We start from the raw sequence: 23714 nt of genomic DNA on the forward strand, positions 1-23714 counted from the left end.
GGGTTACCACACACGACGCTTTCCTGCCGCGTGCGGGGCCTGCACGACCTCAGCGCGGCATCCGCCGCCAGATCGGGGCCGGGAGCACGCGCATGACGGCGGCGAGCAGTCGCAGGCGCCCGGGCACCCAGACGACGTCGCGGCGCTTCGCCAACCCGTCCGCGACGGCGTCGGCGACCTGCGCGGGCGTGGAGGACAGCGGCGCGGGCGACAGGCCGGAGTCGGCGGTCATCCGGCCGATCACGAAGCCCGGCCGGACCAGGGTCAGGTGGACGCCGGACCCCCGCAGCGCGTCCGCGAGCCCCGTCGCGAACCCGTCCAGTCCCGCCTTCGCGGAGCCGTAGACGTAGTTCGCGCGCCGGACCCGCCAGCCGGCGATCGAGGAGAAGACGACGATCTCGCCGCGACCCCGGGCCCGCATCCGCGCGGCGACCCGCGTCAGCACCCCGACCTGCGCCGCGTAGTCGGTGTGCACCACGGCGAGGGCGTGGTCGGCGTCGACCTCGGCGCGCTGCTGGTCGCCGAGGACGCCGAAGGCCACGACGACGACGTCGGGCGGGCCGAACTCCCGCTCGACGTGGTCGAGCACCGCCTCGTGCCCGGCGAGGTCGTCGGCGTCGAACTCGACGGTGCCCACCCGGGCGGACCCGAGCGCGGCGACCTCCGCGCCGAGCGTGTCCGCGCGGCGGGCGGCGAGCACGACGGTGGTGGCACGGCCGTCGGCGACGAGACGGCCCGCCAGGGCCACCCCGATCTCGCTGCGGCCACCCAGGACGAGGACGGTTCCGGACACGGGCGCAGAGCGTCGCAGGAGCACCGGACAGGGCCTAGCGTGGGGCCCCCGACGTGGGACCCGACCCGAGGAGATGCGCGTGAAGCTGGTGACGGCGCTCGTCCGGCCGCACGCCCTCGACGGCGTCCGGCGGGCCTGCGAGCGGCTCGCGGTCCTCGGCATGACGATCAGCGAGGTCCGCGTCCACGAGGCCGGGCACGTCCAGGTGCACAAGGGGGCACGCATCGCGGTCGACCTGGTGCCGCGGCTGCGGATCGAGACCGTCGTCGACGACGACGTCGTGGAGCGGCTGATCGAGCAGATCCGGGCCAACCTCGGCGACGCGGACGGGCAGCTGTCGGTGCGCCCGGTCGACCTCGTGCTCCGCGTCCGGACCGGGGAACGCGGCCACGACGCGGTGTAGCTCGGCGGTGTGAGGGTGGCCCCGGGGTCACAGGGGGGCGTGCCCCGGGGCCGGTGCCGGCCGCGGGGGGCACGACCGACCTGACGGAGGTTACGCCAGCTGTCCAGGGCGTCCCGGCCCGGTACACGACACCGAATCCGACGCCGGCCGCACCGCTCCGGAGACACGGGAACCCCCGCCCACAGGTGTGGACGGGGGTTCCGGGTGGCGGGTGAAGGATTCGAACCTTCGAAGCTTTCGCGACGGATTTACAGTCCGCTCCCATTGGCCGCTCGGGCAACCCGCCGGGGTGCCGCCTCGCCGGACGGCGACGAGAAGACTACAAGCCGGTGCGCCCCTGGGGTGCACCCGGGGGGTCGGTGTAGACCGGAGCCGACCCGCCGTCACGAACCACCACCGAGCAACCCCGAGGAGGAGCCCCGGATGGCGAACCCGTCGTTCGACGTCGTGAGCAAGGTGGACCGCCAGGAGGTCGACAACGCGCTCAACCAGGCGGCCAAGGAGCTCTCGCAGCGCTACGACTTCCGCGGCACCGGCACCTCCATCGCGTGGGCCGGCGAGGAGGCCATCACGATCACGTCGGAGACCGAGGAGCGGTGCACGGCGGCGATCGACGTGTTCAAGGAGAAGCTCGTCCGGCGGGACATCTCGCTGAAGGCCTTCGACGTCGGCGAGCCCTCGGTGTCCGGCAAGACCTACAAGGTCACCGGCAGCCTCGTGCAGGGCATCTCGAAGGAGAAGGGCAAGGAGATCACCAAGGTCATCCGGGACGAGGGCCCGAAGGGCATCCAGGCCCAGATCCAGGACGACCAGCTCCGCGTCACCGGCAAGAAGAAGGACGACCTGCAGGCCGTCATCTCCCTGCTCAAGGGCCAGGACTTCGGCATCGCCCTGCAGTTCACGAACTACCGCTGACGCGCCGCCCGCACCCGGGTCGCCTCGCGGCGTCCCCGGTGGCGCCCGCCGTCGGGATCAGCTCCGCCTGCACGATCCGGGTCGCCGGGGACGGCAGGTCGGGAGGTCCTCGGCGTTCGCGCACCGAACGCCGGACGAGGCCGGTAACGCAAGTTCCACTTCGGACGAATCGTCAGTATCCGCGACGAATCGCCCGAGGAGACAACCGTGACCGACACCCGCCAGCCGTTCGAGCAGCAGCCCGCCGGCGGCTCGGCGGCGCCTCATCAGCCGATGTACGGCCAGGGTTATGCGGCGCCGGCCGGGACCGGCGGGTACGGCTACCCGCAGGGTCCCCACGGTCAGCCCCAGGGCCAGTGGGCGCCGCCCCACCAGGGACCGTGGGTCCCTCCGCAGCAGGGCGGATGGGGACCCCCGCCCCAGCCGCCGCAGCCGAGGAACTCGCTCGCGATGCCGGCCCTGATCCTCGGGATCATCACGCTCGGACTCTCCCCGCTTCCCTTCCTCAACCAGGCCGGCATCCTCGTCGGGATCATCGGCGCAGGGCTCGGCATCGCGGCTCTGGTGATCGGCGTGCGTCGGCATGTCCGCGTCGTCATGGCAGCCGTCGGACTCGCGCTCTCGGTCCTCGGCATCATCTCGGCCGTGGCCTTCACCGAGGCGTTCGTGAACAGCCTCAACAGCATCGGGTCGAGCTCGACGTCGGGTCCGGCCGTTCCCGCGCAGTCCGTCGGCGGCACCGAGGAGTCCGCCGCCGTCACCAGTTACACGCTCTCGATCACCGGCTCGGCAGCGAAGAGCTCGATCAGCTGGAGCGTCGACGGCTCGTCGGGGTCGGCCGGGCAGTCGACGAAGGTGCCGTGGACCAAGGTCATGACCGTGGGCAGCGAGTCGTTCCACACGGCCACCGTCAGCGCCTACACCTACCCCGGTACCGACGGCGACCTCACCTGCACCATCACCGACCAGACCGGGCGGGTGCTCGACACCAAGTCGGCGGCCTCCCAGGGCGGCGACTACGGGTCCGCCTCCGTCAACTGCTCGGCCTACGGCTCCTGACGCGCCGCCCGCACCCGGGTCGCCTCGCGCGTGAGGTGGTCCCGCTCGGCGACGCTGCCCGCCGCCCGGGCGGCCTCGGCGTAGAGCCCGGCGGCCACGTCGAGGTCGCCGGACCGCTCACGCAGGTGCGCGAGCACCGCGGTGCGGCGGGGGACGTCGTCGGGCACCTCCGCGAGCGCGGCGAGCCCGGCCTGCGGGCCGTCCGCCTCCCCCACGGCCACCGCCCGGTTGAGCCGCACCACCGGGGTGTCGGCGAGGGCGAGCAGTTCGTCGTACCACTCCACGATCTGCAGCCAGTCGGTCTCGTCGGCGCTCGGGGCGTCGGCGTGCAGGGCCGCGATCGCGGCCTGGGCCTGGTACTCGCCGAGCCGGTCCCGCGCGAGGGCGGCCTGCAGCACCGCGACGCCCTCGGTGATCAGCGTGGTGTCCCAACGGCTCCGGTCCTGCTCCGCGAGCGGCACCAGACGACCGCCCGGCCCCGTCCGCGAGGCACGGCGGGCGTGGTGGAGCAGCACGAGCGCGAGCAGGCCCGCGACCTCCGGCTCGTCGGAGAGCGACGCCAGCTGCCGGGCGAGCCGGACGGCCTCCGCCGCGAGGTCGACGTCGCCGCCGTAGCCCTCGTTGAAGACGAGGTAGAGCACCCGTAGCACCGTCCCGAGGTCGCCGGGGCGGTCGAGCGGGAGGCCCTCGAGCTTCTTCTTCGCCCGGCTGATCCGCTGGGCCATCGTCGCCTCGGGGACGAGGTGCGCGTCAGCGATCTGCCGGGTGGTCAACCCGCCGACCGCCCGCAGCGTCAACGCGACGGCGGCGGCCGGCGGCAGCGTCGGGTGCGCGCAGAGGAAGTAGAGCCGGAGCGTGTCGTCGGCGCCCGACACCGCCTCCGCGGACGGCTCGGCGTCGACGACGTCCTCCCGGTCGCGGCGGGAGGCCTCGGACCGCACTGCGTCGAGGAACCGTCGCCACGCCGCGGCGACCAGCCACGCCCTCGGGTCCCGCGGCGGGTCGTCCGGCCACACGTCCAGGGCGCGGATCAGCGCCTCCTGCACGGCGTCCTCGGCCGACGCGAAGTCCGCGCCGCGCCGGACGAGGACGCCGATCACCGCGGGGACGAGCTCCCGGACCAGCACGGGATCGAGCGCGGGACTCACTCGTCGTTGCCCGGGACGCCGGTGAGGAACGGCCGCACCTCGAGCCACTCGTCGATCGGCTCGCCGCCCGCCCCGGGGGCCGCGGAGAGCTCGCCGGCCAGCTCGACCGCCCGGTCCCACGACTCGACGTCGATGACCATCCAGCCGGCGATGAGGTCCTTCGTCTCCGCGAACGGACCGTCGGTGACCGGCGGCCGCCCCGGGCCGTCGGCCCGCACGAAGGCGCCCCGCTCGGCGAGGGCCTGACTGTCGACGAACTCCCCGGTCTCCCGCAGCCGGTCGGCGAAGTCGGACATGTACTGCATGTGTGCGTCGACCTCGGCGGGCGTCCACCGGTCCATCGGCGTCCACCCGTGCGCCGGGGTCGGGCCGCCGCGGTAGTGCTTGAGCAGCAGGTACTTCATGGGGTCCTCCTCCGTCGTGGCGGCCGTCGTGGCCGCTCGTACCCCGGGGACGGAGCCGCCGGCGCGTTCTCGACATCGGGCGCCGGAATTCTCGCGCGGTTAGGGTCGCCCGCCGTGACCTGGTGGGAGATCGCGCTCATCGCGCTCGCCGGGGTCTGGGCCGGGACGATCAACACGGTCGTCGGCTCCGGCACGCTCGTGACCTTCCCGGTGCTCGTCGCGCTCGGCTATCCACCCGTCACCGCGACGACGTCCAACGCGATCGGGCTGATCACCGGCACCATCACCGGCGCGTACGGCTACCGCGCCGAGCTCCGGGGACACGGGCGCCGCCTGGTCGGCTACGGCATCGCGTCGCTGCTCGGCGCGATCGGCGGCACGATCCTGCTGCTCTCGCTGCCCGCCGACGCGTTCGAGACGATCGTGCCGGTGCTGGTCGGGGCCGCCGTGCTGCTCGTCGCGGTCCAGCCGGTGCTGACGCGCCGCCTGCGGAGCCGGGAGCACCCGTCGTCGGGACGGCCCTGGCTCCTCTTCCCGCTGATCTTCGCCGTGGGCGTCTACGGCGGCTACTTCACGGCGGCGCAGGGGATCATGCTCGTCGGCGTCATGGGCCTGCTGCTCGACGACCCGCTCCAGCGCCTCAACGCGTTCAAGAACGCCCTGGCCGCCGTGGTGAACGTGGTCGCCGGAGCGATCTACGCGGTCGTCGCCCCGATCGACTGGTGGGTCGTGCTGGTCCTCGCGGTGAGCTCGACCGTGGGCGGACTGCTCGGCGCGCGGGTCGGGCGGCGGCTGTCCCCGCTCGTGCTGCGGGTGGTGATCGTCGTGATCGGTGTGGCCGCGATCGTCGAGCTGGTGCTCACCGCCTGACCAGCAGCGGCGTCGCCGCGCCGCCCGAGCGCGCCCGCGCCCACAGGTGGCCGGGATCGGTGCCGAGCCGCTCCAGCACCTCGACCGCGCTCGACGTGGGGTGGGTCAGGACGGCCGCGAGCAGCTGCGCGGCGTCGACCCGGCCGCCCGCGGCGTCGCGCGCGGCCACGGTCAGCGCCGCGGCGGCGCCGGGACTCAGCGGCAGCGACCCGCCGTCGGGCGGACGCAGGGGCAGCAGGCCCCGCACCCGGTCCGGGTCCACCCCGGCGAGGAGCGGGTCGTCGGCCTCCCGGCCCTCGCGCACGAGACCGAGCAGCAGGTGCGCGGTCGCGATGGCGCTCGCCCCGAGGGCGAGGGCCTCGAGGCGGGCGAGGTCGAGCGAGCGCGAGGAGCGGGAGGTGAGGCGCATGGCGACCACCCTCGCCGTCGGGACGGGCCCGGCACCTCCGGAGGAACCCTGAGACCACCAGGGGGAACACAATGTACCTCTTACCGGGGGTAGCCGTTACACGATGTATAGGGTTACCGTGCGTCGCACATACTTGGCGACGGAGGTGGCGCGGTGACCCGACGACAGCAGGACTACGGCTTCTTCGGTCCGGACTCGGTGACCTGGAAGGTCTGGGGCTACCCGACCTCGATCGTGCTCGGGTTCCTCCGGGCGGTCGTCATCGAGGAGCTCGACCCGCACCTGGTGGCCTCGGTCGACCAGTCCGGCCAGGTCAAGCAGCGTCCGCGGCTGCGCTACGACCGGACGATGCAGTACTTCGCGACGGTGAAGTTCGGCGACGCCGAGTCCGTGCTGAAGGCGTCGGACACGCTCGTGAAGATCCACTCGCGGGCGATCGGGCACGACCCGGTGACCGGCGGGACCTACGACGCCAACGACCCCGCGTCGCAGCTGTGGATCCACCTCACCGCGTGGCACTCGATCCTCTACACCTACGAGGTGTTCGGGCCGGGGAAGCTGACGCCGGCCGAGGAGTCGCAGTACTGGGAGGAGTGCGCGCGGGCCGCGGAGTTCCAGACGATCGACCCCGCCGACGTGCCCCGCTCCCGCGAGGGCGTCCGGGCCTACTTCGCCGCCTACCGGCCGCGCCTGGTCGGCTCCGAGGTCGCGCAGGACATGATGGACTTCCTGCTCGACAGCAGCACCACCGTCGTCCCGCAGCGGACCCCCGCCCTGCTGCGGTTCGTCTTCAACGCCGTCGTCCGCCGCGCGGTCATCGCGACGATGCCGCGCTGGATGCGCAAGCTCGGCGCCACCGGGCAGTCGGGGCTCACCGACCGGGTCGCGATCGCCCTGACGCGGCCCGTCGTGCGCCTCGTGGCGGCCAGCAAGCTCCTCGAGATCTGGGCGCTGAGGCTGGCGAGCCCCCGCACGGTGCCGATCCTCGAGCCCGTGCTGCGGGGGACGCGGCCGGTCGACCCGGTCGTCCGGGAGCCCGCAGAGGCCCGCGCCGCGTACGGCGTGGTCGATCCCCGGACGCAGTACGCCGAGCTGCTCGCCGCCCGGGCCGCGCAGGCCGGGCCGGCGCCCTACCCGTTCCACCACCGCGAGGAGCTTGTGCCGTTCCCGGCGTGACCCCCGCGTGGCGAGGACGCGGTTCCCCGGGTCCGCGCCGCCCGGGGAACCGTCGCCCGCCGTCAGGCGCGGCGGGGCCGGCCGACGATCTGGTGCGCCCCGGCCGCGCCCGCGAGCGCGGCGGCGGAGAGCAGGCCGTACCAGAGCACGTCGTCGTGGTCGGCCGGAGCCGCGGCGACGGGGGTCTGCGTGACGACCACGGGCGCCGCCGGGGCCTCGAGCGGCGTCGACGACGCGACGGTGCCCGGAGCGGCGGACAGCCCGGCGAGCGCGACCCCGACGAGGGCGACCCGTCCGACGACGGGGCGGGCACGGCGGGTGCGGCGGTGTGCAGACACAGGTGTCCCCCGGGAGGTGCGCTGGGCGATTGGACCGAGCGATGCGCTCGTGACCGGGATGTCGTGACGCGCGACCGGATCGTTATCGCACCTTGACCCGGGGCACTCGAAGGAGTGACGGCGGATGCGCCATCTAGAGTCCCCCGGGTGAAGGGAATCGTGCTCGCCGGGGGCAGCGGCACCCGACTGCACCCGGTCACCCGGGCGGTCTCGAAGCAGCTCCTGCCGGTCTACGACAAGCCGATGATCTACTACCCGATCTCGGTGCTCATGATCGCCGGCATCCGGGACATCCTGATCATCTCCACCCCGGTCGACCTCCCCGCCTTCCGGCGGCTGCTCGGCGACGGCTCCGAGTGGGGGGTGCGCTTCTCCTACGCCGAGCAGGCCGAACCCAACGGGCTGGCCGAGGCCTTCCTCATCGGCGCCGACCACGTCGGCGACGACACCGCCGCCCTCGTGCTGGGCGACAACATCTTCCACGGCCAGGGCTTCTCGACGATCCTGCAGCGCGCCGTCGCCCAGGTCGAGACCGAGAAGGGCGCCACCCTGTTCGGCTACCCCGTCGGCGACCCCGAGCGCTACGGCGTCGGCGAGGCCGACGCCGCCGGCCGGCTGATCTCCATCGAGGAGAAACCCGCGAAGCCGCGCTCGAACCGGGCCATCACCGGGCTCTACCTCTACGACAACGACGTCGTCTCCCTCGCCCGCACCCTGACCCCCTCCGCGCGCGGCGAACTCGAGATCACCGACCTCAACCTCGCCTACATGCACCGCGGCGACGCCCGCCTGATCGACCTCGGCCGCGGCTTCGCCTGGCTCGACACCGGCACCCACGAGTCGCTGATCGAGGCCGGCCAGTACATCTCCGTGCTCGAGCACCGCCAGGGCGTGCGGATCGCCTGCCTCGAGGAACTCGCCCTGCGCGAGGGCTGGATCACCCCCGAGCACTGCCTCGAACTCGGCCGCGCCCAGGGCAAGTCCCGCTACGGCGAGTACGTCATGGACGTGGCCCGCCGCAGCGGCGCGGCGTAGCGGCGGCGGTGCGCGACCTCGTCGGGTACGGCCCCACCGCCCCGCTCGCGCGGTGGCCCGACGGCTCACTCGTGGCGGTCAACGTCGTCGTCAACGTCGAGGAGGGCGCCGAGGCCTCCTGGGCCGACGACGAGGGCAACGACAGCTGGGGCGAGTACGCGCTGCCGATCGATCCCGCGGTCCGCGACCTCGGCACGGAGGGGCACTACGAGTTCGGCTCCCGCGTCGGGATCTGGCGCCTGGTCCGGCTCGTCGAGCGGTTCGCGGTGCCGGTGACGTTCGGGGTCTGCGCGCGGGCCCTGGAGCGCAACCCGCCGTTCGCGGCGTGGCTGCGGGCGAGCGACCACGACGTGCTGGGCCACGGGTACCGGTGGGCCGAGGTCACGCAGATGACCGAGGACGAGGAGCGCGCCGACCTCGAGCACGCGATGCGGGTGCTGCCGGAGCTGGTCGGGCGCCCGGTGCGCGGCTGGTACGTGCGCTCCTTCCCCTCGCAGCGCACCCGGCGCCTGGCCGCGGCGCACCCGGAGCTGACCTACGACAGCGACGCCGTCAACGACGAGCTCCCCTACCGGGTCGAGGTCGGCGGGCGCCCGTGGCTCGTGGTGCCGTACTCGAAGGTCCACAACGACACCCGGTACTTCCTGCCGCCCACCTACGCGACACCCCGCCACTTCGCCGAGTCCCTGATCGGGGCCGTGGACCTCCTGCTCGACGAGGCCCGGCACGGCGCCGGGGCGCGTCTGCTCACCGTCGGCCTGCACCCGCGCTGGAGCGGCCAGGCGTCCCGGGCGGTCGCGGTGCGGGACTTCCTGGCCTGGGCCACGGCGCAGCCGGAGGTCTCGCTGGTGCACCGGCAGCAGGTCGTGGACTGGTGGGAGGAGTACGTGCCGGAGCGCTCCGGGTAGCTGGGGCCGATGATCGGTCGTCGGCTCCGGGAGCCGCTGGTGCTCCTGCTCGCGGCCGCCGCACCGGTGGTGCTCGTGACCGGTGTCCTGCTCGCCCAGGCCGCGCAACGCCCCGGCGGCTACGACCCGGTCCGCCAGACGGTGAGCACGCTCGCAGGGCGCGGCGCGGACGAGCGCTGGGTGATGACGACGGGTCTGCTCGCCCTGGGCCTGGTCCACCTGGCGGTCGCCGCCGGACTGCGGGCGCCGCGGGCGGGACGGTGGGTGCTCGGGGCCGGGGCGCTCGCCGTCGTCGTGGTGGCCCTCGCGCCCCAGCCCGCCCACGGCAGCTCCGCGGTGCACATGACGGCGATGGTGCTCGGGTGTGCCGCCTACACGCTCTGGCCGCTGGGGCTGCTGCGCGCGCCGCACCTGCGGACGGGCTCGGTGGTGATGACCGCGGTCGTCACGGCGAGCGTGGTCTGGCTGTGCGCCCAGGCCTGGACCGGCGGCACCTGGCTCGGGGTGGCGGAGCGGACGGTGCTGCTGACGCAGACCGTCTGGCCGCTCCGGGTCGCCCTCGGGACCCGGGCGCTCGGGACCCGGGCCCGGTGGACGGTGGTCGCGGCGACGGTCCCGCTCCTGGTGTTCCCCGTCGGCCTCGTCGCCGCGCAGGCCGCGCAGCCGACGGCGGACCCGCTCGCGATGTCGTTGAGCGCGCTGGAGAGCCTCGGCGCGGTCGACCGCTGGATCATGACGACGACGGTGCTGACCGCCGGCATCGCCTACGTCGTGGTCGCCGCCGGGCTGCGTCGGGTCCCGCCCGCCGGGCGCGTGCTGCTCGGCGCGGGCGGGGCCTGCCTCGCGGTGGCCGCCCTGTTCCCCCAGCCCGTCGGGGGCACGTCGTGGCCGCACATGGTGGCGGGCGGGCTCGCGTGGGTGGGGTTCACGACCTGGCCGCTGTCCCTCGTCCGGTCGGCGACGACGCCGCCCGGGCTGCGGCGCGCGTCGTCGGTCGCGGTCGGCGTGATGGCGGCGCTGCTCGCGTGGTTCACCGTCGAGCTCGTGACGGGCGGGGCCGCGTACGGGCTCTCGCAGCGGGTGACGGTCGTCGTCATGGGGATCTGGCCGCTCGTGCTGGCCGTGCACGGGGCGACGCGGGCGCGGACCGACCCGGTGCCGCTCGACGCGCCCGCCACCGCCCTCAGCGCGCGCTGAGGAACTCCGGGCCGATCGCGTCCGCCAGCCACGTGTCGTCGTTGCCGTGCCGGAAGACGACCCCGCTCGCGGCGGCGGCCGCGGCGTCGACGGCGAGGACGACCGGGGTGCCGCCGTGGCGGGCCCCGACGCGGCGCGCCGTCGCCTCGTCGCTCGACAGGTGCACGAACTGCCGTCCCATCGGCCGCAGCCCCTCCCGCCGCACCGCACCCGCCGTCGTGGGGGACGTGCCGTGGAACAGCACCGACGGCGGATCGGCGACGGGCAGCTCCACCCGGCCGGGCAGCGAGTGGCCGTAGCGGGCGCGGATGCGGTCCCCGTCGAGTTCGTAGCGCTGCTTGGTGCCGTTCCGGACGACGTCCTCCACCTCGGCCCGCGTGACCCCGAGGGCCGCGACCAGGGCGTCGACGGCCGTCCAGCCCTCGGCGTCGAGTTCGACGCCGATCCGCGCGGGGTCGTGGCGCAGGGCCCGCGACATGCGCTTCGACAGCCGGACCCGGTCCGTCACGCCGCCATCTCCTCGAGGCGTCGCCAGACGTCGTCCGGGACCGGTGCGCCCGTCCGCACGAACGACGCGCGCAGGGCGGGCCAGGTCGCGACGACCGGGTCCGCGCGCAGGTCGGCCAGCGGGATCGGCGGGTCGAGGCGGCGCACCACCTCGGCCCCGCAGTTCCACGGCCGCGGACCGGCCTCGTACGTCGGCTCGGAGGTGACGCGCAGCAGGTAGGCGAGGTCCTTCGCGCGCTGCGAGCGGTAGAGGACGGCGAGGTCGCCGGGACGGGTGTCGCGGTGGCAGGCCCACCGCATCGCGGGTGCCCCCGGCGCGAGCTTCGGGTGCTCGCGCCCGTCGTCGTCGAGATAGCAGTCCGGGCCGACGACCCAGACCCAGTGCCCGGTCACGGCAGCCGCTCGGCGAGCGGGGGGAGCTCGAACGGGACGTGCGGCTCGGCCTGGTACCAGTACGCGACCGAGGACCAGTCGTCGCTGCGCCGGTTGGCGTGCCCGTGCTCGATCGTCACGCGGATGCTCCGTTCGAAGACGACGGGGTCCTCGACGTGGAAGCGGTACAGCGAGACCGGGCCGCGCCAGTTCCGCCCGCCCGGCAGCGTCACGCCGTGGTAGGGCGCGGAGTAGGCCTGCGTGGGGCACCAGGCGGTGTTCACGTAGTCCTCGGTCCCCGTGCCGTGCAGGGTCGGGGGCCAGTCGCCCGGCTCCTGGTCGACGAAGATCATGTCGTCGCCCTCGCCGTACCAGTTCCAGCGGCGCCGCCGTCGCGGTCGGACGTTGAGCACACAGCCGACGTAGTGGCCGTGCCCGCGCGCCTCGAGGATCGAGTAGTTGCCGTCGCCCGTCAGGTTCTCACCGCCGAACTGGTAGCGGGAGTTGAGCAGGCCGGGCCGGATCCCCCGCGTGCGCTCGCGGCGGAACTGCGCGTGGAACCGGCCGACGTCGTCGCCGACGTCGTCGAGCTCCTCGTGGTCGACGTAGTAGTAGAGCCAGACCTCGCCGGGGGCCTCGTTCTGCACCTCGATGCGCGCCCCGGCGGCGAACGGCATCGCGAACCAGCAGTTCAGCGCCCGCCCGTCCTGCGGGCTCATCTGCAGGGGCGCCGAGACGAAATTGGTGGTGCGGCCGTGGCCCACGCCGAAGAAGTCACCGAGCGGGGCGGCGACGCTGGGCGACTCCTCGCCGTCCCACCACATGCGGATCGTGAGGCGTCGCAACAGCTCCGCCCGCCGCCGTCGGGGGCCGGCGACCGTCATCCAGAGATGGGTGACGACGCCGGCCCCGGCGACGTCGAGCAGCGTCACCGACTCCCCGGCCCGGACGTGCGCCCGGTCGTCGTTGCCACCGGTCCGGTCCCAGCTCGAGGCCCGGCGACGACGGGCGCGGCGCAGGCGGGGCAGGTCCCGCAGGCTCGATCCGTGCGGGCCGTAGGCGGCGGTCATGGTCGTCCGGTTCCCGCCCGGGCGACCGGGGAAGCGCGGAGCCGGGCTCCGAGGCCGGTCCGGGGCCGCCTTGTCGTGGCCTCCCCACCCGCCCTGACCGCCTTGTCGTTGTGAATCACCACGACAAGGCCGCCCGCCCTCCGCTGCTTCCCGCGACAGGGCGGCGCGGTGCCGCGTGCCGAAGGCGGCGGACGCGCTCCCCGCCGGGGCGACCGGGGAAGTGCGGGGTCGCAGCCTCCCTTCCCGACCCGCCCCGGTTGCCTTGTCGCGGCCTACCCACCCGCCGGGGCCGCCTTGTCGTTGTGAATCACCACGACAAGGCCGCCCGCCCTCCGCTGCTTCCCACGACAGGGCGGCGCGGTGCCGCGTGCCGAAGGCGGCGGACGCGCTCCCCGCCGGGGCGACCGGGGAAGTGCGGGGTCGCGGCCTCCCCACCCGCCGGGGCCGCCTTGTCGCGGCCTACCCACCCGACCCGACCGCCTTGTCGTTGTGAATCACCACGACAAGGCCGCCCGCCCTCCGCTGCTTCCCGCGACAGGGCGGTCAGCGCGAGCGCGGTGCCGCGTACGGGCGCGCGCCGGCGTGGTGGGTCTGGTCGTACCCGGTCTGGTCGTACCCGGCCTGGGCGTACCCGGCCTGGGCGTAGGGCGGCTGCACGAAGGGCGGCTGCTCGTAGCCGTAGTACACCGCGGGCGCGGTGCCGCGCCGCTCCCGCTCCCGCTCCCGGTCGGCCGCACCACCCCGGGCCAGCGCGTAGGCGCCACCCCCGGCCACGACCGCGATGCCCAGGCCGCCGAGCACCAGGGGCAGGGCCGATCCGGTTCCGGTGCCGGTGCCCGTGTCCGCCGTCGTGCTCGCGTGGGTGGTGCCGTGGTGCGTCCCCGAGCCACCGTTCGACGGCGTCACCGGGTGGGCGGGGGTCACGGGCGTCACCGGGGTGACCGGGGTGACCGGGGTGACCGGGGTGGCGGCCAGGGCGGTGCCGGCCCCGACCCCGGACAGCGAGACGACGGCGGCGGCGGCGAGGGTGGCGGCGAGGCGGCGGGTGTTCATGACTGCTCCCGAGGAGTCCGGTGGTGCGGCGGGGAGCGTCCTGACCTGGGCGTTCTCCGTGCTGCCGGGACGAAGCATGGCTTCGGGCGCGGGGGCCACGGGTCCACCGGGCGGACCGGACGCAGGGGGACGGGGTGTCCCCCGGCCGGGGGACGGCCCGCCGTCGGGAACCGGGGAGAGAAAGATGGAACCGATCGCCGCCCGGCGCAGTCCAAGCCCCCGAGGACGAGATCGGGAGGCGCGATGGGCACGCGACGCAGGGCGGGACGGAGCACGGGGACGGCGGTGCGACGGCGGCCGGTCGGGGCGACGGCGGTGCAACTGCTGCCGCACCTGTTGGCGGCGGGGGAGCTCGGGCGGCCCCGGGTCGGTGACCGGCTCGAGGTGATCCCGGCGATCTACGCCGGGGCGGTGCACCACGACGCGACGCACCACGGCGTCGCCGCGCCCGGGCACTGGTGGGTGGACGAGTTCGGGTGCGTGAGCGCAGCGGGTGCGCTCACCACGGTGGCGCTCGATCCCGGCGGCGAATGCTCCTGCCGCATCGAGGTGCTCGACGCCGGCGGGTGGCTCGCCCCGGTCAACTGGGCCGCGACCGCCCCGCCGGAGGGCGACGGGCCGACCCGCGTCGAGGGATCGCTCTACCTCGACCCGGTGCTGGACGCCGGGAAGGAGCACGGCGAGGCGGTCGCGCTGTGCCGCCGCCCGTTCCGGCTGGCGGCGGTGCGCCGCTACCGGCGCACCGGCTCGGTCCCGGTCCGACCGGTGCCGCTGGACCGGTTCCCGGCCGCGTCCGAGGTGTCCGACGAGGCGGTGTACGTCGCGGACCTCGTCGGGGAGCGGGCCGAGCTGCCCCGGCCGGAGGTGCAGGCGTGACCGCCGCCGCGCACCGCTGCGGCGGGTGGAACTCGCGGGACGAGGCGCGCCGCCGGGAGGTGACCACCGTGCAGCTGCTCCCCGGCCACCTGCGTGAGGGGCGGCTGCCGCTCGCCGCGGTCGGGGAGGTCGTGCACGTGACGCCGATGATCTACGCCGACGACGTCGACCGGCTCCGCTGCCGACCCACCCGGCTCTGGGACCTCGACGAGTACGGCACCGTCGTCGCCTGCGGCGTCCTGGGGGTGGACACGGTGCCCGCCGTCGAGGGGGACGCCGCCGGTGATCTCGACGTGCTCGTGGTCGGGAGGCGCTCCGTCCCGCTCAACTGCGCCGGGATGCACCCGGCGCCGGACCTCGAGCCCGGGCGCCCCGTGTACGTCGAGGGATCGGTCTACCTCGACGTCGACGTGCGCGCCCACGCCGCGACTGACCGGGCGTTCCGGCTGCAGGCCGTGCGTCGCTACCGCCTGCGGCCCGGTGGCGCACCGCCGCGCACCGAGCGCCTCGCGCGCATCCCTGCGGGCGCGGGCATCGACGACGACGTGTTCCTGCACGTGGCCGACCTGGTGGCCGTGGATCAGCCGTGACCGGCCATCTGCTGGAGGCGCGCGATCCGGTCGGCGATCGGCGGGTGGGTGGAGAACAGCTTCGCCATGCCCTCGCCCGCCCGGAACGGGTTGGCGATCATCAGGTGGGACTGCGAGACCAGCCGGGGTTCGGGCGGCAGCGGCGCCGCCTGCGTGCCGTACTCCAGCTTGTGCAGCGCGGACGCGAGCGCGAGCGGGTCGCCGGTGAGCTGCGCGCCGCTGGCGTCGGCCTGGTACTCGCGGGTGCGGCTCACGGCCATCTGCACGATGCCGGCGGCCACCGGCCCCACGAGCGCGAGCAGCATCGTCGCGAGGATGTTCCGGCTGCCGCCGAAGAGCTGGGCGCCGAGCGCCACGTAGGTGACGACGCTGGAGAGCGCTCCTGCCACGGACGAGATCAGGATGTCGCGGTTGTAGACGTGGGAGAGCTCGTGGCCGAGCACCCCGCGCAGCTCACGCTCGTCGAGCAGCCGCAGGATGCCGGTCGTGGCGCAGACGGCGGCGTTGCGCGGGTTGCGGCCGGTGGCGAAGGCGTTCGGCGCCTCGGTGGGACTCACGTAGAGCCGCGGCATCGGCTGGTGCGCGGCCGAGGCGAGCTCGCGCACGATGCGGTACATCACGGGCTGCTCGGCCTCGGTCACCGGCACGGCGTGCATGGCGCGCAGCGCGAGCCGGTCCGAGAAGAAGTACGAGTAGCCGTTCACCCCGAGCGCGACCAGCAGGGCGAGGAACAGCCCGCCGCGCCCGAACAACGAGCCGATGACCAGGATGAACGCGCTCAGTGCCCCGAGGAGCACGGCCGTCTTGAGCCCGTTGCGCACCGTCGTCGCCCTTCCTGCCGATCCGACCGGTCGTACGCACGGATCAACGAACGGGCGAGGGAGCGCGTTCCCGGGTCAGCCGCGGGCGGCCCGGATCTGCTCCGCCGACACGCCCAGGGCCTCCAGGTCCTCGGGTCGGCTGTTGCGCAGGAAGTGCTCCATCCCGACCTTGAGGAACAGGCCCCGCGCGGTCCCGACGACGGGCCCGTCCTGCGCGTCGAGGTGGGCGGTGCCGGTGAGGTACAGCTTGCGGTCGACGCGGCCGTCGACACGGCCGTGCAGCCACAGGGTCGACCCGATCGGCATGGGCCGGCGGAAGTCGGTCTCCAGCCGTGCCGTGACGCAGGGCCGCGTGACCAGGGAGACCACCGCTCCGAGGACCTCGTCGAACGCCGCGGTGAGCAGCCCGCCGTGCAGCAGGCCGGGGGCGCCCTGCTGGTCGGGCCGCAGCTCCATCCGGCTCCACACCGCCGCCGCGCCGTCCGCGTCGTCGGCCACCCAGGACCTCAGGCGCAGCCCGTGCGGCAGGTCGGCGCAGCCGAAGCACACCGCGGAGTGCGCCGGGATCCGCTCGCCGACACCCGGGGCGTCCGCGTGGCGGACGGCTCTCCTGGCGTCGGCGGGGAGTTCCAGGCTGGGGGACGCGGCCATGAGCGCACGCTAACGGTCTCGGGGAGGATGTCGGCCGTGGCAGACAACACCCCCGACGTCCTGCTCGAGCGGATCGCGCCGGAGGGCGCGCGGGAGGACAGCGGCGTCATCGCGCTCGTGACGCTGCGCGACCCGAAGCGGCGCAACGCGATGAGCCGTGCCCTCTCGGACGCTCTCGTCGCGGTCCTCGACGAGGTGGAGGCCGACGAGCGCGTCCACGCCGTCGTCGTCACCGGCGCCGCCGACCGCGGACCCGCGTTCTGCGCGGGCGGCGACCTCGACGAGCTGGCGGCCGTCGGCGCGACGACCGGGCAGGACGGCGAGGACTCCATCCGCGGCGTCTACGCGGGATTCCTCCGCCTCGCCGCCTGTCCGCTGCCGACGATCGCCGCCGTCGACGGGCCCGCGGTGGGGGCGGGCATCAACATGGCGCTCGCCGCCGACATCCGGCTCGCCGGGGACACCGCGCGCTTCGAGCCCGGCTTCCTGCGCCTGGGCATCCACCCGGGCGGCGGCATGACGTGGATGACCCAGCGCCTCGTCGGGCAGCAGACCACGATCGCGATGCTGCTCGGCGGCGAGGCGATGGACGCGGCCGCCGCGGAGCGGACCGGGCTCGTGCTGCGCCGGGTCCCGGGTGAGGTGCCCGAGCAGGGCCACTCGCCCGTCGTGGTGGAGGCGCTGCGCCTCGCGGGGTTCTCGGCGCGTGCCGGTCGGGACCTGGTGCGCGCCACCAAGGCGTCGATCCGCACGACCTCCGCGCTCACCGACCACGCGGAGGCGGTGACGGTGGAGGTCGGGCCGCAGCTCGCGTCGCTGCGCTCGCCGGCGTTCCGGGAGGGGCTGGAGCGACTCCGGAAGCGGTCGTGAGGTCACCTTGTTCGGTCCAGCGCTGTGACCCGTGACGAACCCGGCCCGTGCGGCGATCACCACAGGGTTAGCGTGGAGATTTGACGTGGTGTTTGCGCGCGCCACGCAGGATGAGGAAGGGACTGGATCGCTCGATGAGCACTGACACCGAGGTCGGGGCCGATCTCCCCGACCGCCTGGTGGCCCACGGCGAGATCCGGCAGACCGAGGTCAGGCAGACCCACCGCGTCGTCATCCGCTTCGCCGGTGACTCCGGCGACGGGATGCAGCTGACCGGGGACCGGTTCACCTCGGAGGCCGCGGCGTTCGGCAACGACCTGGCCACCCTGCCCAACTTCCCCGCCGAGATCCGGGCCCCTGCCGGGACGCTGCCCGGGGTGTCGAGCTTCCAGCTCCACTTCGCCGACTACGACATCCTGACCCCGGGTGACCGGCCGGACGTCCTCGTCGCGATGAACCCGGCGGCGCTCAAGGCGAACCTGAAGGACCTGCCGCACGGCCAGGTGCTGATCGTGAACACCGACGAGTTCACGAAGCGGAACCTGGCGAAGGTCGGCTACGAGTCGAACCCGCTCGAGGACGACTCGCTGGCGCCGTACCAGGTGCACCAGGTCGCGATGGCGACGATCACGCGCACCGCGCTCGAGCCGACCGGCATGTCCAAGAAGGACGCCGAGCGTGCGAAGAACATGTTCGCGCTCGGGCTGCTGTCGTGGATGTACCACCGCGGCACCGAGGGCACCGAGCAGTTCCTGCGCGAGAAGTTCGCCAAGAAGCCGGAGCTGGCCGAGGCCAACATCCTCGCGTTCCGCACCGGCTGGAACTACGGCGAGACCACCGAGTCGTTCGCGGTCACCTACGAGGTCGCGCCGGCGGCGCTGCCCACGGGCACCTACCGCCAGATCACCGGCAACCTCGCGCTCGCCTACGGCGTCGTCGCCGCCGGGCAGCTCTCGAAGCTCCCGGTGTTCCTCGGCACCTACCCGATCACCCCGGCCTCCGACGTGCTGCACGAGCTGTCCAAGCACAAGGGCATGGGCGTGACCACGTTCCAGGCCGAGGACGAGATCGCGGGCATCGGCGCGGCGCTCGGCGCCTCGTTCGGCGGCGCGCTCGGCGTCACGTCGACCTCCGGGCCGGGTGTGGCGCTGAAGTCGGAGACGATCGGTCTCGCCGTTGCGCTCGAGCTGCCGCTGCTGATCCTCGACGTGCAGCGCGGCGGCCCGTCGACCGGTCTGCCGACCAAGACCGAGCAGGCCGACCTGCTGCAGGCCATGTACGGCCGCAACGGCGAGGCCCCGGTGCCGATCATCGCGCCGGCGTCGCCGAGCGAGTGCTTCGACGCCGCCATCCAGGCCGCGCACATCGCCCTGAAGTACCGCACGCCGGTCTTCCTGCTCTCCGACGGCGCGATCGCCAACGGCTCCGAGCCGTGGAACGTGCCCGACGTGGCGGACCTGCCCGACCTGTCCGTCGAGTTCGCCACCGAGCCGAACTCGCCCGACGGCAGCGAGTTCTGGCCGTACCTGCGCGACGACGACACCCTGGCCCGTCCGTGGGCGGTCCCGGGCACGCCGGGCCTCGAGCACCGCATCGGCGGCCTGGAGAAGGCCGACGGGCGCGGCTCGATCTCCTACGACCCGGACAACCACGACCGCATGGTCCGGCTGCGCCAGGCCAAGATCGACGGTGTCGAGGTCGACGACGTCACCGTCGACGACCCGTCCGGCGAGGCCGAGGTGCTCGTGCTCGGCTGGGGCTCGACGTTCGGGCCGATCGGTGCGGCGTGCCGCCGCGTCCGCGCCGCCGGCATGAACGTGGCGCAGGCGCACGTGCGCTCGATGAACCCGCTGCCGGGCAACCTCGGCGACGTGCTGGCCCGCTACCGCCGCGTCGTCGTCCCGGAGATGAACCTCGGCCAGTTCGCGATGATGCTGCGCGCGAAGTACCTGGTCGACGTCCGCTCCTACACCAAGGTGGCCGGCCTGCCGTTCCAGGCCGAAGAGCTCGCCGGCGTCCTCACCGACGCCGTGAAGGGGGACCTTCCCGCATGACCGCCGTGGACCTGCCCACCCCCCAGCTCGGGGGCCTGGACCTCGTTCCCACCACCGACGCCCCGCAGAAGGCGAAGGACTACACCTCCGACCAGGAGGTGCGCTGGTGCCCGGGCTGCGGTGACTACGCCGTGCTCGCCTCGGTGCGGTCCTTCCTGCCCGAGCTCGGCCTCAAGCGCGAGAACATCGTGTTCGTCTCGGGCATCGGCTGCTCGTCGCGCTTCCCGTACTACCTCGACACCTACGGGATGCACTCGATCCACGGCCGCGCGCCGGCGATCGCGACCGGGCTCGCGGTGTCGCGGCCGGACCTGTCGGTGTGGGTCGTGACCGGTGACGGCGACGCGCTCTCGATCGGTGGCAACCACCTGATCCACGCGCTGCGCCGCAACATGAACATCACGATCCTGCTGTTCAACAACCGGATCTACGGGCTGACCAAGGGCCAGTACTCGCCGACCTCGGAGGTCGGCAAGGTCACGAAGTCGACCCCGATGGGCTCCGTCGACGCCCCGTTCAACCCGGTCTCGCTCGCCCTGGGCGCGGAGGCCACGTTCGTCGGCCGCGCGCTGGACTCCGACCGCAAGGGCCTCACCGAGGTCCTGCGCCAGGCCGCCGCGCACCGCGGCGCCTCCCTGGTGGAGATCTTCCAGGACTGCCCGATCTTCAACGACGGGTCGTTCGACGTCCTGCGCAAGGGCGACGACGTGGCCCAGCGGCTCATCCCGCTGGCCGACGGCGAGCCCATCCGGTTCGGCAACGACGGCGAGTACGGCGTCGTGCGCTCGGACTCCGGCGGGCTCGAGGTGCGCCCGGTGGCCGAGGTCGGCGAGGACGCCCTCGTCACCCACCGCGCCGGCGAGCAGGACCCGACGCAGGCGTTCGCGCTCTCGCGGCTGTCCGACCAGGACCTGACGCACACCGTCACGGGCATCTTCCGCAAGGTCGACCGGCCCACCTACGACGACGGTGCCCGCGCGCAGGTGAAGGCCGCCACCGAGCAGGCCGAGCAGCGCGGCGACAACCTGCAGGCACTGCTCACGGGCAAGGACACCTGGGCGGTCATGCCGACGCCCGAGCAGGAGGCGTAGGACTCCCGGAGCACTCCTCCGCACGACGACGAGGCCGGTCCCCCGACGCGGGGGCCGGCCTCGTGTCGTCCGCGAGCCCGGTCCGCGGCCGCGAGGTGCACACCAGGCAGTCCCGGCCGCCCGCGAACCTGCCTCACGTCCCTCTCGCGCCCAGCGCCTCCAGCGCCACGCGGCGCCCCACCTCGACCGCCTCGCGCAGCACCGCCTCGTCGGTCTCGCGCTGGCCGACGTCACGGCTGCCCGCGGGGGGCCGCAGCGCGTGCACCGTGTCCGCGCACCGGCCGCGGAGGTCCTCCTCGTCGGCCAGCTGGCGCTCGTGGCGGTCCCGCCAGGCCGCGGCCGCACCCGGCGTCCCGAGCCTCAGGACCAGCCGCGCCAGCAGGTCGCCCGAGCGCCACGGCGGGCGGACCGGGTCGTCCTCGCGGCGGGTCCGCAGGAGGAGCACGTGCGTCATGCCCTGGGCCAGCGGCGTCCGGTACGGCAGCGTCTCGGCCAGCGCCGCGTCCAGGAACCGCCGCCCGCCCACCTCCACCGGCGGCCCGCCGAGGATCGGCAGGTGTGTGGACGCCCGCACGGCGGCGCGCAGCGAGGCGTCGTCGTGCACGAGCGGCCGCAGGTCCACCGAGGCGCCCGTGTCGGCGTCGGTCGCCATGGGGTGCAGCGGCACCGGCGACGCGCGCACGGCCGCCCACTCGAGCGGCACCACGTCGCGGTAGAGCTCGTCGGTCACCCACCGCATGTCGACGAGCGGGCGCCCGCGCAGCATCCGCGCCACGCCCGTCACCCGCCGCATCACGCCGGGCCGGTACCAGGCCGGGATGCCGCGCGCGGTCTCCCCGGCGACGAACCACGCGCCGTTGATGGTGCCCGCCGAGGCCCCGTACACGGCGTCGAACGCGGTGGAGAGGCCCGCCTCCGCGAGCCCCAGCGCCATCCCGCCCGACAGCGTCGCCCGCGAGCCGCCGCCCTCGATCGCCAGCGCGACCCGGTGTCCGTCGTCGGAGGAGCCGCGTTCCCGCCGGGCCCGCAGGATCTCGATCACCGGGTGCACGTGGTCATGTTCGTGGACGGGGCGCCGACGGGTCGGCCTGCCACCTCCTCGCGAATAGCAGGTGCGTAGCGCACGTATCCCGTGATGGGGTCGAGGTCGTGCCGGACGAACGAGCGACGACCGACCCGACCGTCCGCCCTCCCCGCTCGGGTCTCGCCGCCGCGCTCGGCGCGTACGTCCTGTGGGGCGCGTTCCCGGCCTTCTGGCCGCTCCTGGCCCCCGCGGGGTCGGTCGAGATCCTCGCCCACCGGATCGCCTGGACGCTGGTGGGGATGCTCGTCGTCCTCACGGCGGTGCGCGGCTGGTCGGAGCTGCGCGGGCAGTCGCTGCGCACCTGGCTGACGATCACCGCCGCGAGCGTGCTGATCACCATCAACTGGGGCGTCTTCATCTGGGGCGTCACGCACGACCGCGTGGTCGAGAGCGCCCTGGGCTACTACGTGAACCCGCTGGTCTCGGTGGTGCTCGCCGTGCTCGTCCTCGGCGAGCGGCTGCGGCGCACCCAGTGGGTCGCCGTCGGGGTCGCGACGGTGGCCGTGGCGGTGCTCTGGGCGGGCACCGGCGCGCTGCCGTGGGTCTCCCTCGTCCTCGCCGGCAGCTTCGGCCTCTACGGCCTGCTGAAGAAGCGGGTGCAGCTCGCGCCCGTCGCCGGGCTCACCGCCGAGGGCTTCCTCCTCGGGCCGGTCGCGATCGGCTACCTGGTGTGGCTGCAGGCGGTCGGCGTCGGCACGTTCGGCCAGGGCACCGGGCACACCGTGCTGCTGGTCCTCGCCGGGCCGGTCACGGCGCTGCCGCTGCTGCTGTTCGCCTTCGGCGCGAAGCGGCTCCCCCTGGCCACCCTCGGGCTGCTGCAGTACGTGAACCCGACGATGCAGTTCGCCTGGGGCGTGCTCGTCGACCACGAGCCGATGCCGCCCGCGCGGTGGGTCGGGTTCGTGCTCGTGTGGGTCGCGCTGCTGGTGTTCGCCGTCGACGGGTGGACCTCGTCCCGACGACGGGTGTCGGGCCCCGCCGGGGCCCGTCCGCCTCAGCCGACGCGGTCGACGGTGTAGTCCAGCAGCGCCGCGAGGGCATCGCGGGCGGGACCCGCCGGCAGCCCCGCCAGCTCGGCCCGGGCGGCGTCCGCCTGCTCGTCGAGGGCGGTGCGGGCGCGGGCGAGGCCGTCCGAGGCGCGCAGGATGCCGAGGGCCTCGTCGACCACCGCGTCGTCGGCGATCTCCTTCTCCCCCACCCCCAGGGCGCGGAGCCGGTCGGCGTCCGGACCGTCGTCGGCCAGCGCGTAGAGCACCGGCAGCGTCGCGACGCCCTCCCGCAGGTCCGTGCCCGGCGTCTTGCCCGAGTCCCCCGACGGCGAGGCGATGTCGATGATGTCGTCGGAGACCTGGAAGGCCGTGCCGATGATCTCGCCGAAGCGCCGCAGCGCCTCCACGTGCTCCGGGGCCGCGCCCGCGAACATCGCACCGAACCGACCCGCCGTCGCGATGAGGGAGCCGGTCTTCTCCGCGATGACCGCCATGTAGTGCTCGACGGGATCGTCGCCGCGGGCACCGCGGGTCTCCCGCATCTGGCCGGTCACGAGCTCGGCGAACGTCTCGGCGATGATCCGCACCGCGTCCGGCCCGAGCTGGGAGACGAGCCGGGAGGCGTGGGCGAACAGGTAGTCGCCGGTGAGGATCGCGACGGTGTTGTCCCACCGCGCGTTGGCGCTCTGCGCACCGCGGCGCATCACGGCCTCGTCCATCACGTCGTCGTGGTAGAGCGTCGCGAGGTGGACGAGCTCCACCGACGTGGCGGCGACCACGACGTCCTCGCTGGTGCCGCCCGCCAGCTGGGCGGCGAGCAGCGTCAGGAGCGGACGGAACCGTTTGCCGCCGGCCTCGATGAGGTGCAGCGACGTGTCCGCCACGAAGCGGTAGTCGCTGTGCACCTCCTGGCGGAGCAGGTCCTCCACGCGTTCCAGTCCGGACGCCACCTCGGCCGCGAGGGCCTCGTCACCGAGGGGGAGTCCGGCGACCTGGGTCAGTCCGTGCGGGGCCGGGCGCTGCGTGCTCAC

General features: G+C 74.2%; 27 protein-coding genes and 1 tRNA gene. 14 read left to right on the top strand and 14 right to left on the bottom strand.

Going from position 1 to position 23714, the window contains the following annotated elements; translation table 11 throughout:
* Nucleotides 1-49: 49 nt before the first annotated feature.
* Entirely contained in the window at nucleotides 50-793 is a 744-nt protein-coding gene (gene dprE2, locus LN037_RS27180) for a decaprenylphospho-beta-D-erythro-pentofuranosid-2-ulose 2-reductase (protein WP_230759376.1), read from the bottom strand.
* 79 nt (nucleotides 794-872) lie between these two features.
* Between dprE2 and LN037_RS27185 the strand changes: the two genes are divergently transcribed.
* Entirely contained in the window at nucleotides 873-1196 is a 324-nt protein-coding gene (locus LN037_RS27185; protein WP_230759378.1) for a P-II family nitrogen regulator, read from the top strand.
* A 205-nt stretch (nucleotides 1197-1401) separates the two neighbouring features.
* Here LN037_RS27185 and LN037_RS27190 read toward each other — a convergent pair.
* Nucleotides 1402-1482 (bottom strand) — tRNA-Tyr (locus tag LN037_RS27190).
* Nucleotides 1483-1619: 137 nt separating this feature from the next.
* On the opposite strand from LN037_RS27190, the gene LN037_RS27195 reads away from it, so the two are divergent.
* Nucleotides 1620-2111, top strand: a complete 492-nt coding sequence (locus LN037_RS27195; protein WP_230759380.1) for a YajQ family cyclic di-GMP-binding protein — start codon at nucleotides 1620-1622, stop codon at nucleotides 2109-2111.
* A 207-nt stretch (nucleotides 2112-2318) separates the two neighbouring features.
* Nucleotides 2319-3170 (top strand): hypothetical protein, encoded by an 852-nt coding sequence (locus LN037_RS27200; RefSeq protein WP_230759382.1) that lies wholly within the window; start codon nucleotides 2319-2321, stop codon nucleotides 3168-3170.
* Here LN037_RS27200 and LN037_RS27205 read toward each other — a convergent pair.
* Together LN037_RS27205 and LN037_RS27210 are read right to left on the bottom strand one after the other, a co-directional pair.
* A complete protein-coding gene (locus LN037_RS27205) occupies nucleotides 3158-4318 on the bottom strand; it encodes an RNA polymerase sigma factor (RefSeq protein ID WP_230759384.1) in 1161 nt (386 codons plus the stop codon). The two genes, LN037_RS27200 and LN037_RS27205, sit on opposite strands and share 13 nt — an antisense overlap.
* Nucleotides 4315-4722 carry a YciI family protein gene (locus LN037_RS27210; RefSeq protein ID WP_230759386.1) on the bottom strand — a complete coding sequence of 136 codons (408 nt, stop codon included), beginning with the start codon at nucleotides 4720-4722 and terminating at the stop codon, nucleotides 4315-4317. Before LN037_RS27210 ends, LN037_RS27205 begins: the two co-directional genes overlap by 4 nt.
* Before the next feature lie 114 nt (nucleotides 4723-4836).
* Here LN037_RS27210 and LN037_RS27215 point away from each other — a divergent pair, with 114 nt between their 5' ends.
* The gene (locus LN037_RS27215; RefSeq protein ID WP_230759388.1) at nucleotides 4837-5592 is read left to right on the top strand and encodes a sulfite exporter TauE/SafE family protein; all 756 of its coding nucleotides are present in this window, start codon (nucleotides 4837-4839) and stop codon (nucleotides 5590-5592) included.
* Here LN037_RS27215 and LN037_RS27220 read toward each other — a convergent pair.
* A complete protein-coding gene (locus LN037_RS27220) occupies nucleotides 5582-6001 on the bottom strand; it encodes a Clp protease N-terminal domain-containing protein (protein ID WP_230759390.1) in 420 nt (139 codons plus the stop codon). The genes LN037_RS27215 and LN037_RS27220 overlap by 11 nt on opposite strands.
* A gap of 153 nt (nucleotides 6002-6154) precedes the next feature.
* On the opposite strand from LN037_RS27220, the gene LN037_RS27225 reads away from it, so the two are divergent.
* A complete protein-coding gene (locus tag LN037_RS27225) occupies nucleotides 6155-7177 on the top strand; it encodes an oxygenase MpaB family protein (protein WP_230759392.1) in 1023 nt (340 codons plus the stop codon).
* A 62-nt stretch (nucleotides 7178-7239) separates the two neighbouring features.
* Here LN037_RS27225 and LN037_RS27230 read toward each other — a convergent pair whose 3' ends face one another.
* Nucleotides 7240-7515, bottom strand: a complete 276-nt coding sequence (locus LN037_RS27230; RefSeq protein ID WP_230759394.1) for a hypothetical protein — start codon at nucleotides 7513-7515, stop codon at nucleotides 7240-7242.
* Between the two features lie 147 nt (nucleotides 7516-7662).
* Here LN037_RS27230 and rfbA point away from each other — a divergent pair, with 147 nt between their 5' ends.
* The 3 genes from rfbA to LN037_RS27245 are packed head-to-tail and all read left to right on the top strand — an operon-like array spanning nucleotide 7663 to nucleotide 10655.
* On the top strand, nucleotides 7663-8550 hold the full coding sequence (gene rfbA, locus LN037_RS27235; protein WP_230759396.1) for a glucose-1-phosphate thymidylyltransferase RfbA: 888 nt from the start codon (nucleotides 7663-7665) through the stop codon (nucleotides 8548-8550).
* Nucleotides 8551-8558: 8 nt separating this feature from the next.
* Entirely contained in the window at nucleotides 8559-9458 is a 900-nt protein-coding gene (locus tag LN037_RS27240; RefSeq protein WP_230759398.1) for a polysaccharide deacetylase family protein, read from the top strand.
* 9 nt (nucleotides 9459-9467) lie between these two features.
* A complete protein-coding gene (locus tag LN037_RS27245) occupies nucleotides 9468-10655 on the top strand; it encodes a DUF998 domain-containing protein (protein ID WP_230759400.1) in 1188 nt (395 codons plus the stop codon).
* Here the strand turns inward: LN037_RS27245 and LN037_RS27250 are convergent.
* The 4 genes from LN037_RS27250 to LN037_RS27265 form a co-directional block, all read right to left on the bottom strand.
* A complete protein-coding gene (locus LN037_RS27250) occupies nucleotides 10642-11163 on the bottom strand; it encodes an RNA 2'-phosphotransferase (protein ID WP_230759402.1) in 522 nt (173 codons plus the stop codon). The genes LN037_RS27245 and LN037_RS27250 overlap by 14 nt on opposite strands.
* Nucleotides 11160-11555 carry an EVE domain-containing protein gene (locus LN037_RS27255; protein WP_230759404.1) on the bottom strand — a complete coding sequence of 132 codons (396 nt, stop codon included), beginning with the start codon at nucleotides 11553-11555 and terminating at the stop codon, nucleotides 11160-11162. The genes LN037_RS27250 and LN037_RS27255 overlap by 4 nt, the downstream gene beginning before the upstream one ends.
* A complete protein-coding gene (locus LN037_RS27260) occupies nucleotides 11552-12604 on the bottom strand; it encodes a glycoside hydrolase family 172 protein (protein ID WP_230759406.1) in 1053 nt (350 codons plus the stop codon). Before LN037_RS27260 ends, LN037_RS27255 begins: the two co-directional genes overlap by 4 nt.
* A gap of 543 nt (nucleotides 12605-13147) precedes the next feature.
* Nucleotides 13148-13657, bottom strand: coding sequence for a hypothetical protein (locus LN037_RS27265; protein ID WP_230759408.1), 510 nt, complete (start codon nucleotides 13655-13657; stop codon nucleotides 13148-13150).
* Between the two features lie 243 nt (nucleotides 13658-13900).
* Between LN037_RS27265 and LN037_RS27270 the strand changes: the two genes are divergently transcribed.
* Both LN037_RS27270 and LN037_RS27275 read left to right on the top strand, forming a co-directional pair.
* Complete coding sequence (locus tag LN037_RS27270; protein WP_230759410.1) at nucleotides 13901-14533, top strand: hypothetical protein; 633 nt, start codon at nucleotides 13901-13903, stop codon at nucleotides 14531-14533.
* Nucleotides 14530-15123, top strand: coding sequence for a hypothetical protein (locus LN037_RS27275; RefSeq protein WP_230759412.1), 594 nt, complete (start codon nucleotides 14530-14532; stop codon nucleotides 15121-15123). The genes LN037_RS27270 and LN037_RS27275 overlap by 4 nt, the downstream gene beginning before the upstream one ends.
* On the opposite strand, the gene htpX is transcribed toward LN037_RS27275, so the two are convergent.
* Complete coding sequence (gene htpX, locus LN037_RS27280) at nucleotides 15114-15944, bottom strand: zinc metalloprotease HtpX (protein ID WP_230759414.1); 831 nt, start codon at nucleotides 15942-15944, stop codon at nucleotides 15114-15116. The genes LN037_RS27275 and htpX overlap by 10 nt on opposite strands.
* A 75-nt stretch (nucleotides 15945-16019) precedes the next feature.
* A complete protein-coding gene (locus LN037_RS27285) occupies nucleotides 16020-16595 on the bottom strand; it encodes a PaaI family thioesterase (RefSeq protein WP_230759415.1) in 576 nt (191 codons plus the stop codon).
* A gap of 27 nt (nucleotides 16596-16622) precedes the next feature.
* On the opposite strand from LN037_RS27285, the gene LN037_RS27290 reads away from it, so the two are divergent.
* The 3 genes from LN037_RS27290 (at nucleotide 16623) to LN037_RS27300 (ending at nucleotide 20610) form a co-directional block, all read left to right on the top strand.
* The gene (locus tag LN037_RS27290) at nucleotides 16623-17465 is read left to right on the top strand and encodes an enoyl-CoA hydratase-related protein (RefSeq protein WP_230759417.1); all 843 of its coding nucleotides are present in this window, start codon (nucleotides 16623-16625) and stop codon (nucleotides 17463-17465) included.
* A gap of 134 nt (nucleotides 17466-17599) precedes the next feature.
* Nucleotides 17600-19519, top strand: coding sequence for a 2-oxoacid:acceptor oxidoreductase subunit alpha (locus LN037_RS27295; protein ID WP_230759419.1), 1920 nt, complete (start codon nucleotides 17600-17602; stop codon nucleotides 19517-19519).
* On the top strand, nucleotides 19516-20610 hold the full coding sequence (locus tag LN037_RS27300) for a 2-oxoacid:ferredoxin oxidoreductase subunit beta (protein ID WP_230759420.1): 1095 nt from the start codon (nucleotides 19516-19518) through the stop codon (nucleotides 20608-20610). Before LN037_RS27295 ends, LN037_RS27300 begins: the two co-directional genes overlap by 4 nt.
* Before the next feature lie 133 nt (nucleotides 20611-20743).
* Here LN037_RS27300 and LN037_RS27305 read toward each other — a convergent pair whose 3' ends face one another.
* Nucleotides 20744-21661, bottom strand: a complete 918-nt coding sequence (locus LN037_RS27305; RefSeq protein WP_230759422.1) for a patatin-like phospholipase family protein — start codon at nucleotides 21659-21661, stop codon at nucleotides 20744-20746.
* A gap of 98 nt (nucleotides 21662-21759) precedes the next feature.
* Here LN037_RS27305 and rarD point away from each other — a divergent pair, with 98 nt between their 5' ends.
* Nucleotides 21760-22713 carry an EamA family transporter RarD gene (gene rarD, locus LN037_RS27310; RefSeq protein ID WP_230759423.1) on the top strand — a complete coding sequence of 318 codons (954 nt, stop codon included), beginning with the start codon at nucleotides 21760-21762 and terminating at the stop codon, nucleotides 22711-22713.
* On the opposite strand, the gene LN037_RS27315 is transcribed toward rarD, so the two are convergent.
* On the bottom strand, nucleotides 22689-23714 hold the full coding sequence (locus LN037_RS27315) for a polyprenyl synthetase family protein (RefSeq protein WP_230759425.1): 1026 nt from the start codon (nucleotides 23712-23714) through the stop codon (nucleotides 22689-22691). The two genes, rarD and LN037_RS27315, sit on opposite strands and share 25 nt — an antisense overlap.

This window comes from Actinomycetospora soli (assembly GCF_021026295.1).
Taxonomy (GTDB): domain Bacteria; phylum Actinomycetota; class Actinomycetes; order Mycobacteriales; family Pseudonocardiaceae; genus Actinomycetospora; species Actinomycetospora soli.

Bases quoted from the DNA above. Each gene is read 5' to 3' on its own strand.
- LN037_RS27260 (WP_230759406.1), bottom strand. From the start codon at position 12,604: ATGACCGCCGCCTACGGCCCGCACGGATCGAGCCTGCGGGACCTGCCC.
- LN037_RS27210 (WP_230759386.1), bottom strand. From the start codon at position 4,722: ATGAAGTACCTGCTGCTCAAGCACTACCGCGGCGGCCCGACCCCGGCG.
- LN037_RS27220 (WP_230759390.1), bottom strand. From the start codon at position 6,001: ATGCGCCTCACCTCCCGCTCCTCGCGCTCGCTCGACCTCGCCCGCCTC.
- LN037_RS27285 (WP_230759415.1), bottom strand. From the start codon at position 16,595: ATGGCCGCGTCCCCCAGCCTGGAACTCCCCGCCGACGCCAGGAGAGCC.
- LN037_RS27265 (WP_230759408.1), bottom strand. From the start codon at position 13,657: ATGAACACCCGCCGCCTCGCCGCCACCCTCGCCGCCGCCGCCGTCGTC.
- LN037_RS27245 (WP_230759400.1), top strand. From the start codon at position 9,468: ATGATCGGTCGTCGGCTCCGGGAGCCGCTGGTGCTCCTGCTCGCGGCC.
- LN037_RS27300 (WP_230759420.1), top strand. From the start codon at position 19,516: ATGACCGCCGTGGACCTGCCCACCCCCCAGCTCGGGGGCCTGGACCTC.
- LN037_RS27295 (WP_230759419.1), top strand. From the start codon at position 17,600: ATGAGCACTGACACCGAGGTCGGGGCCGATCTCCCCGACCGCCTGGTG.
- LN037_RS27290 (WP_230759417.1), top strand. From the start codon at position 16,623: ATGTCGGCCGTGGCAGACAACACCCCCGACGTCCTGCTCGAGCGGATC.
- LN037_RS27195 (WP_230759380.1), top strand. From the start codon at position 1,620: ATGGCGAACCCGTCGTTCGACGTCGTGAGCAAGGTGGACCGCCAGGAG.
- LN037_RS27270 (WP_230759410.1), top strand. From the start codon at position 13,901: ATGGGCACGCGACGCAGGGCGGGACGGAGCACGGGGACGGCGGTGCGA.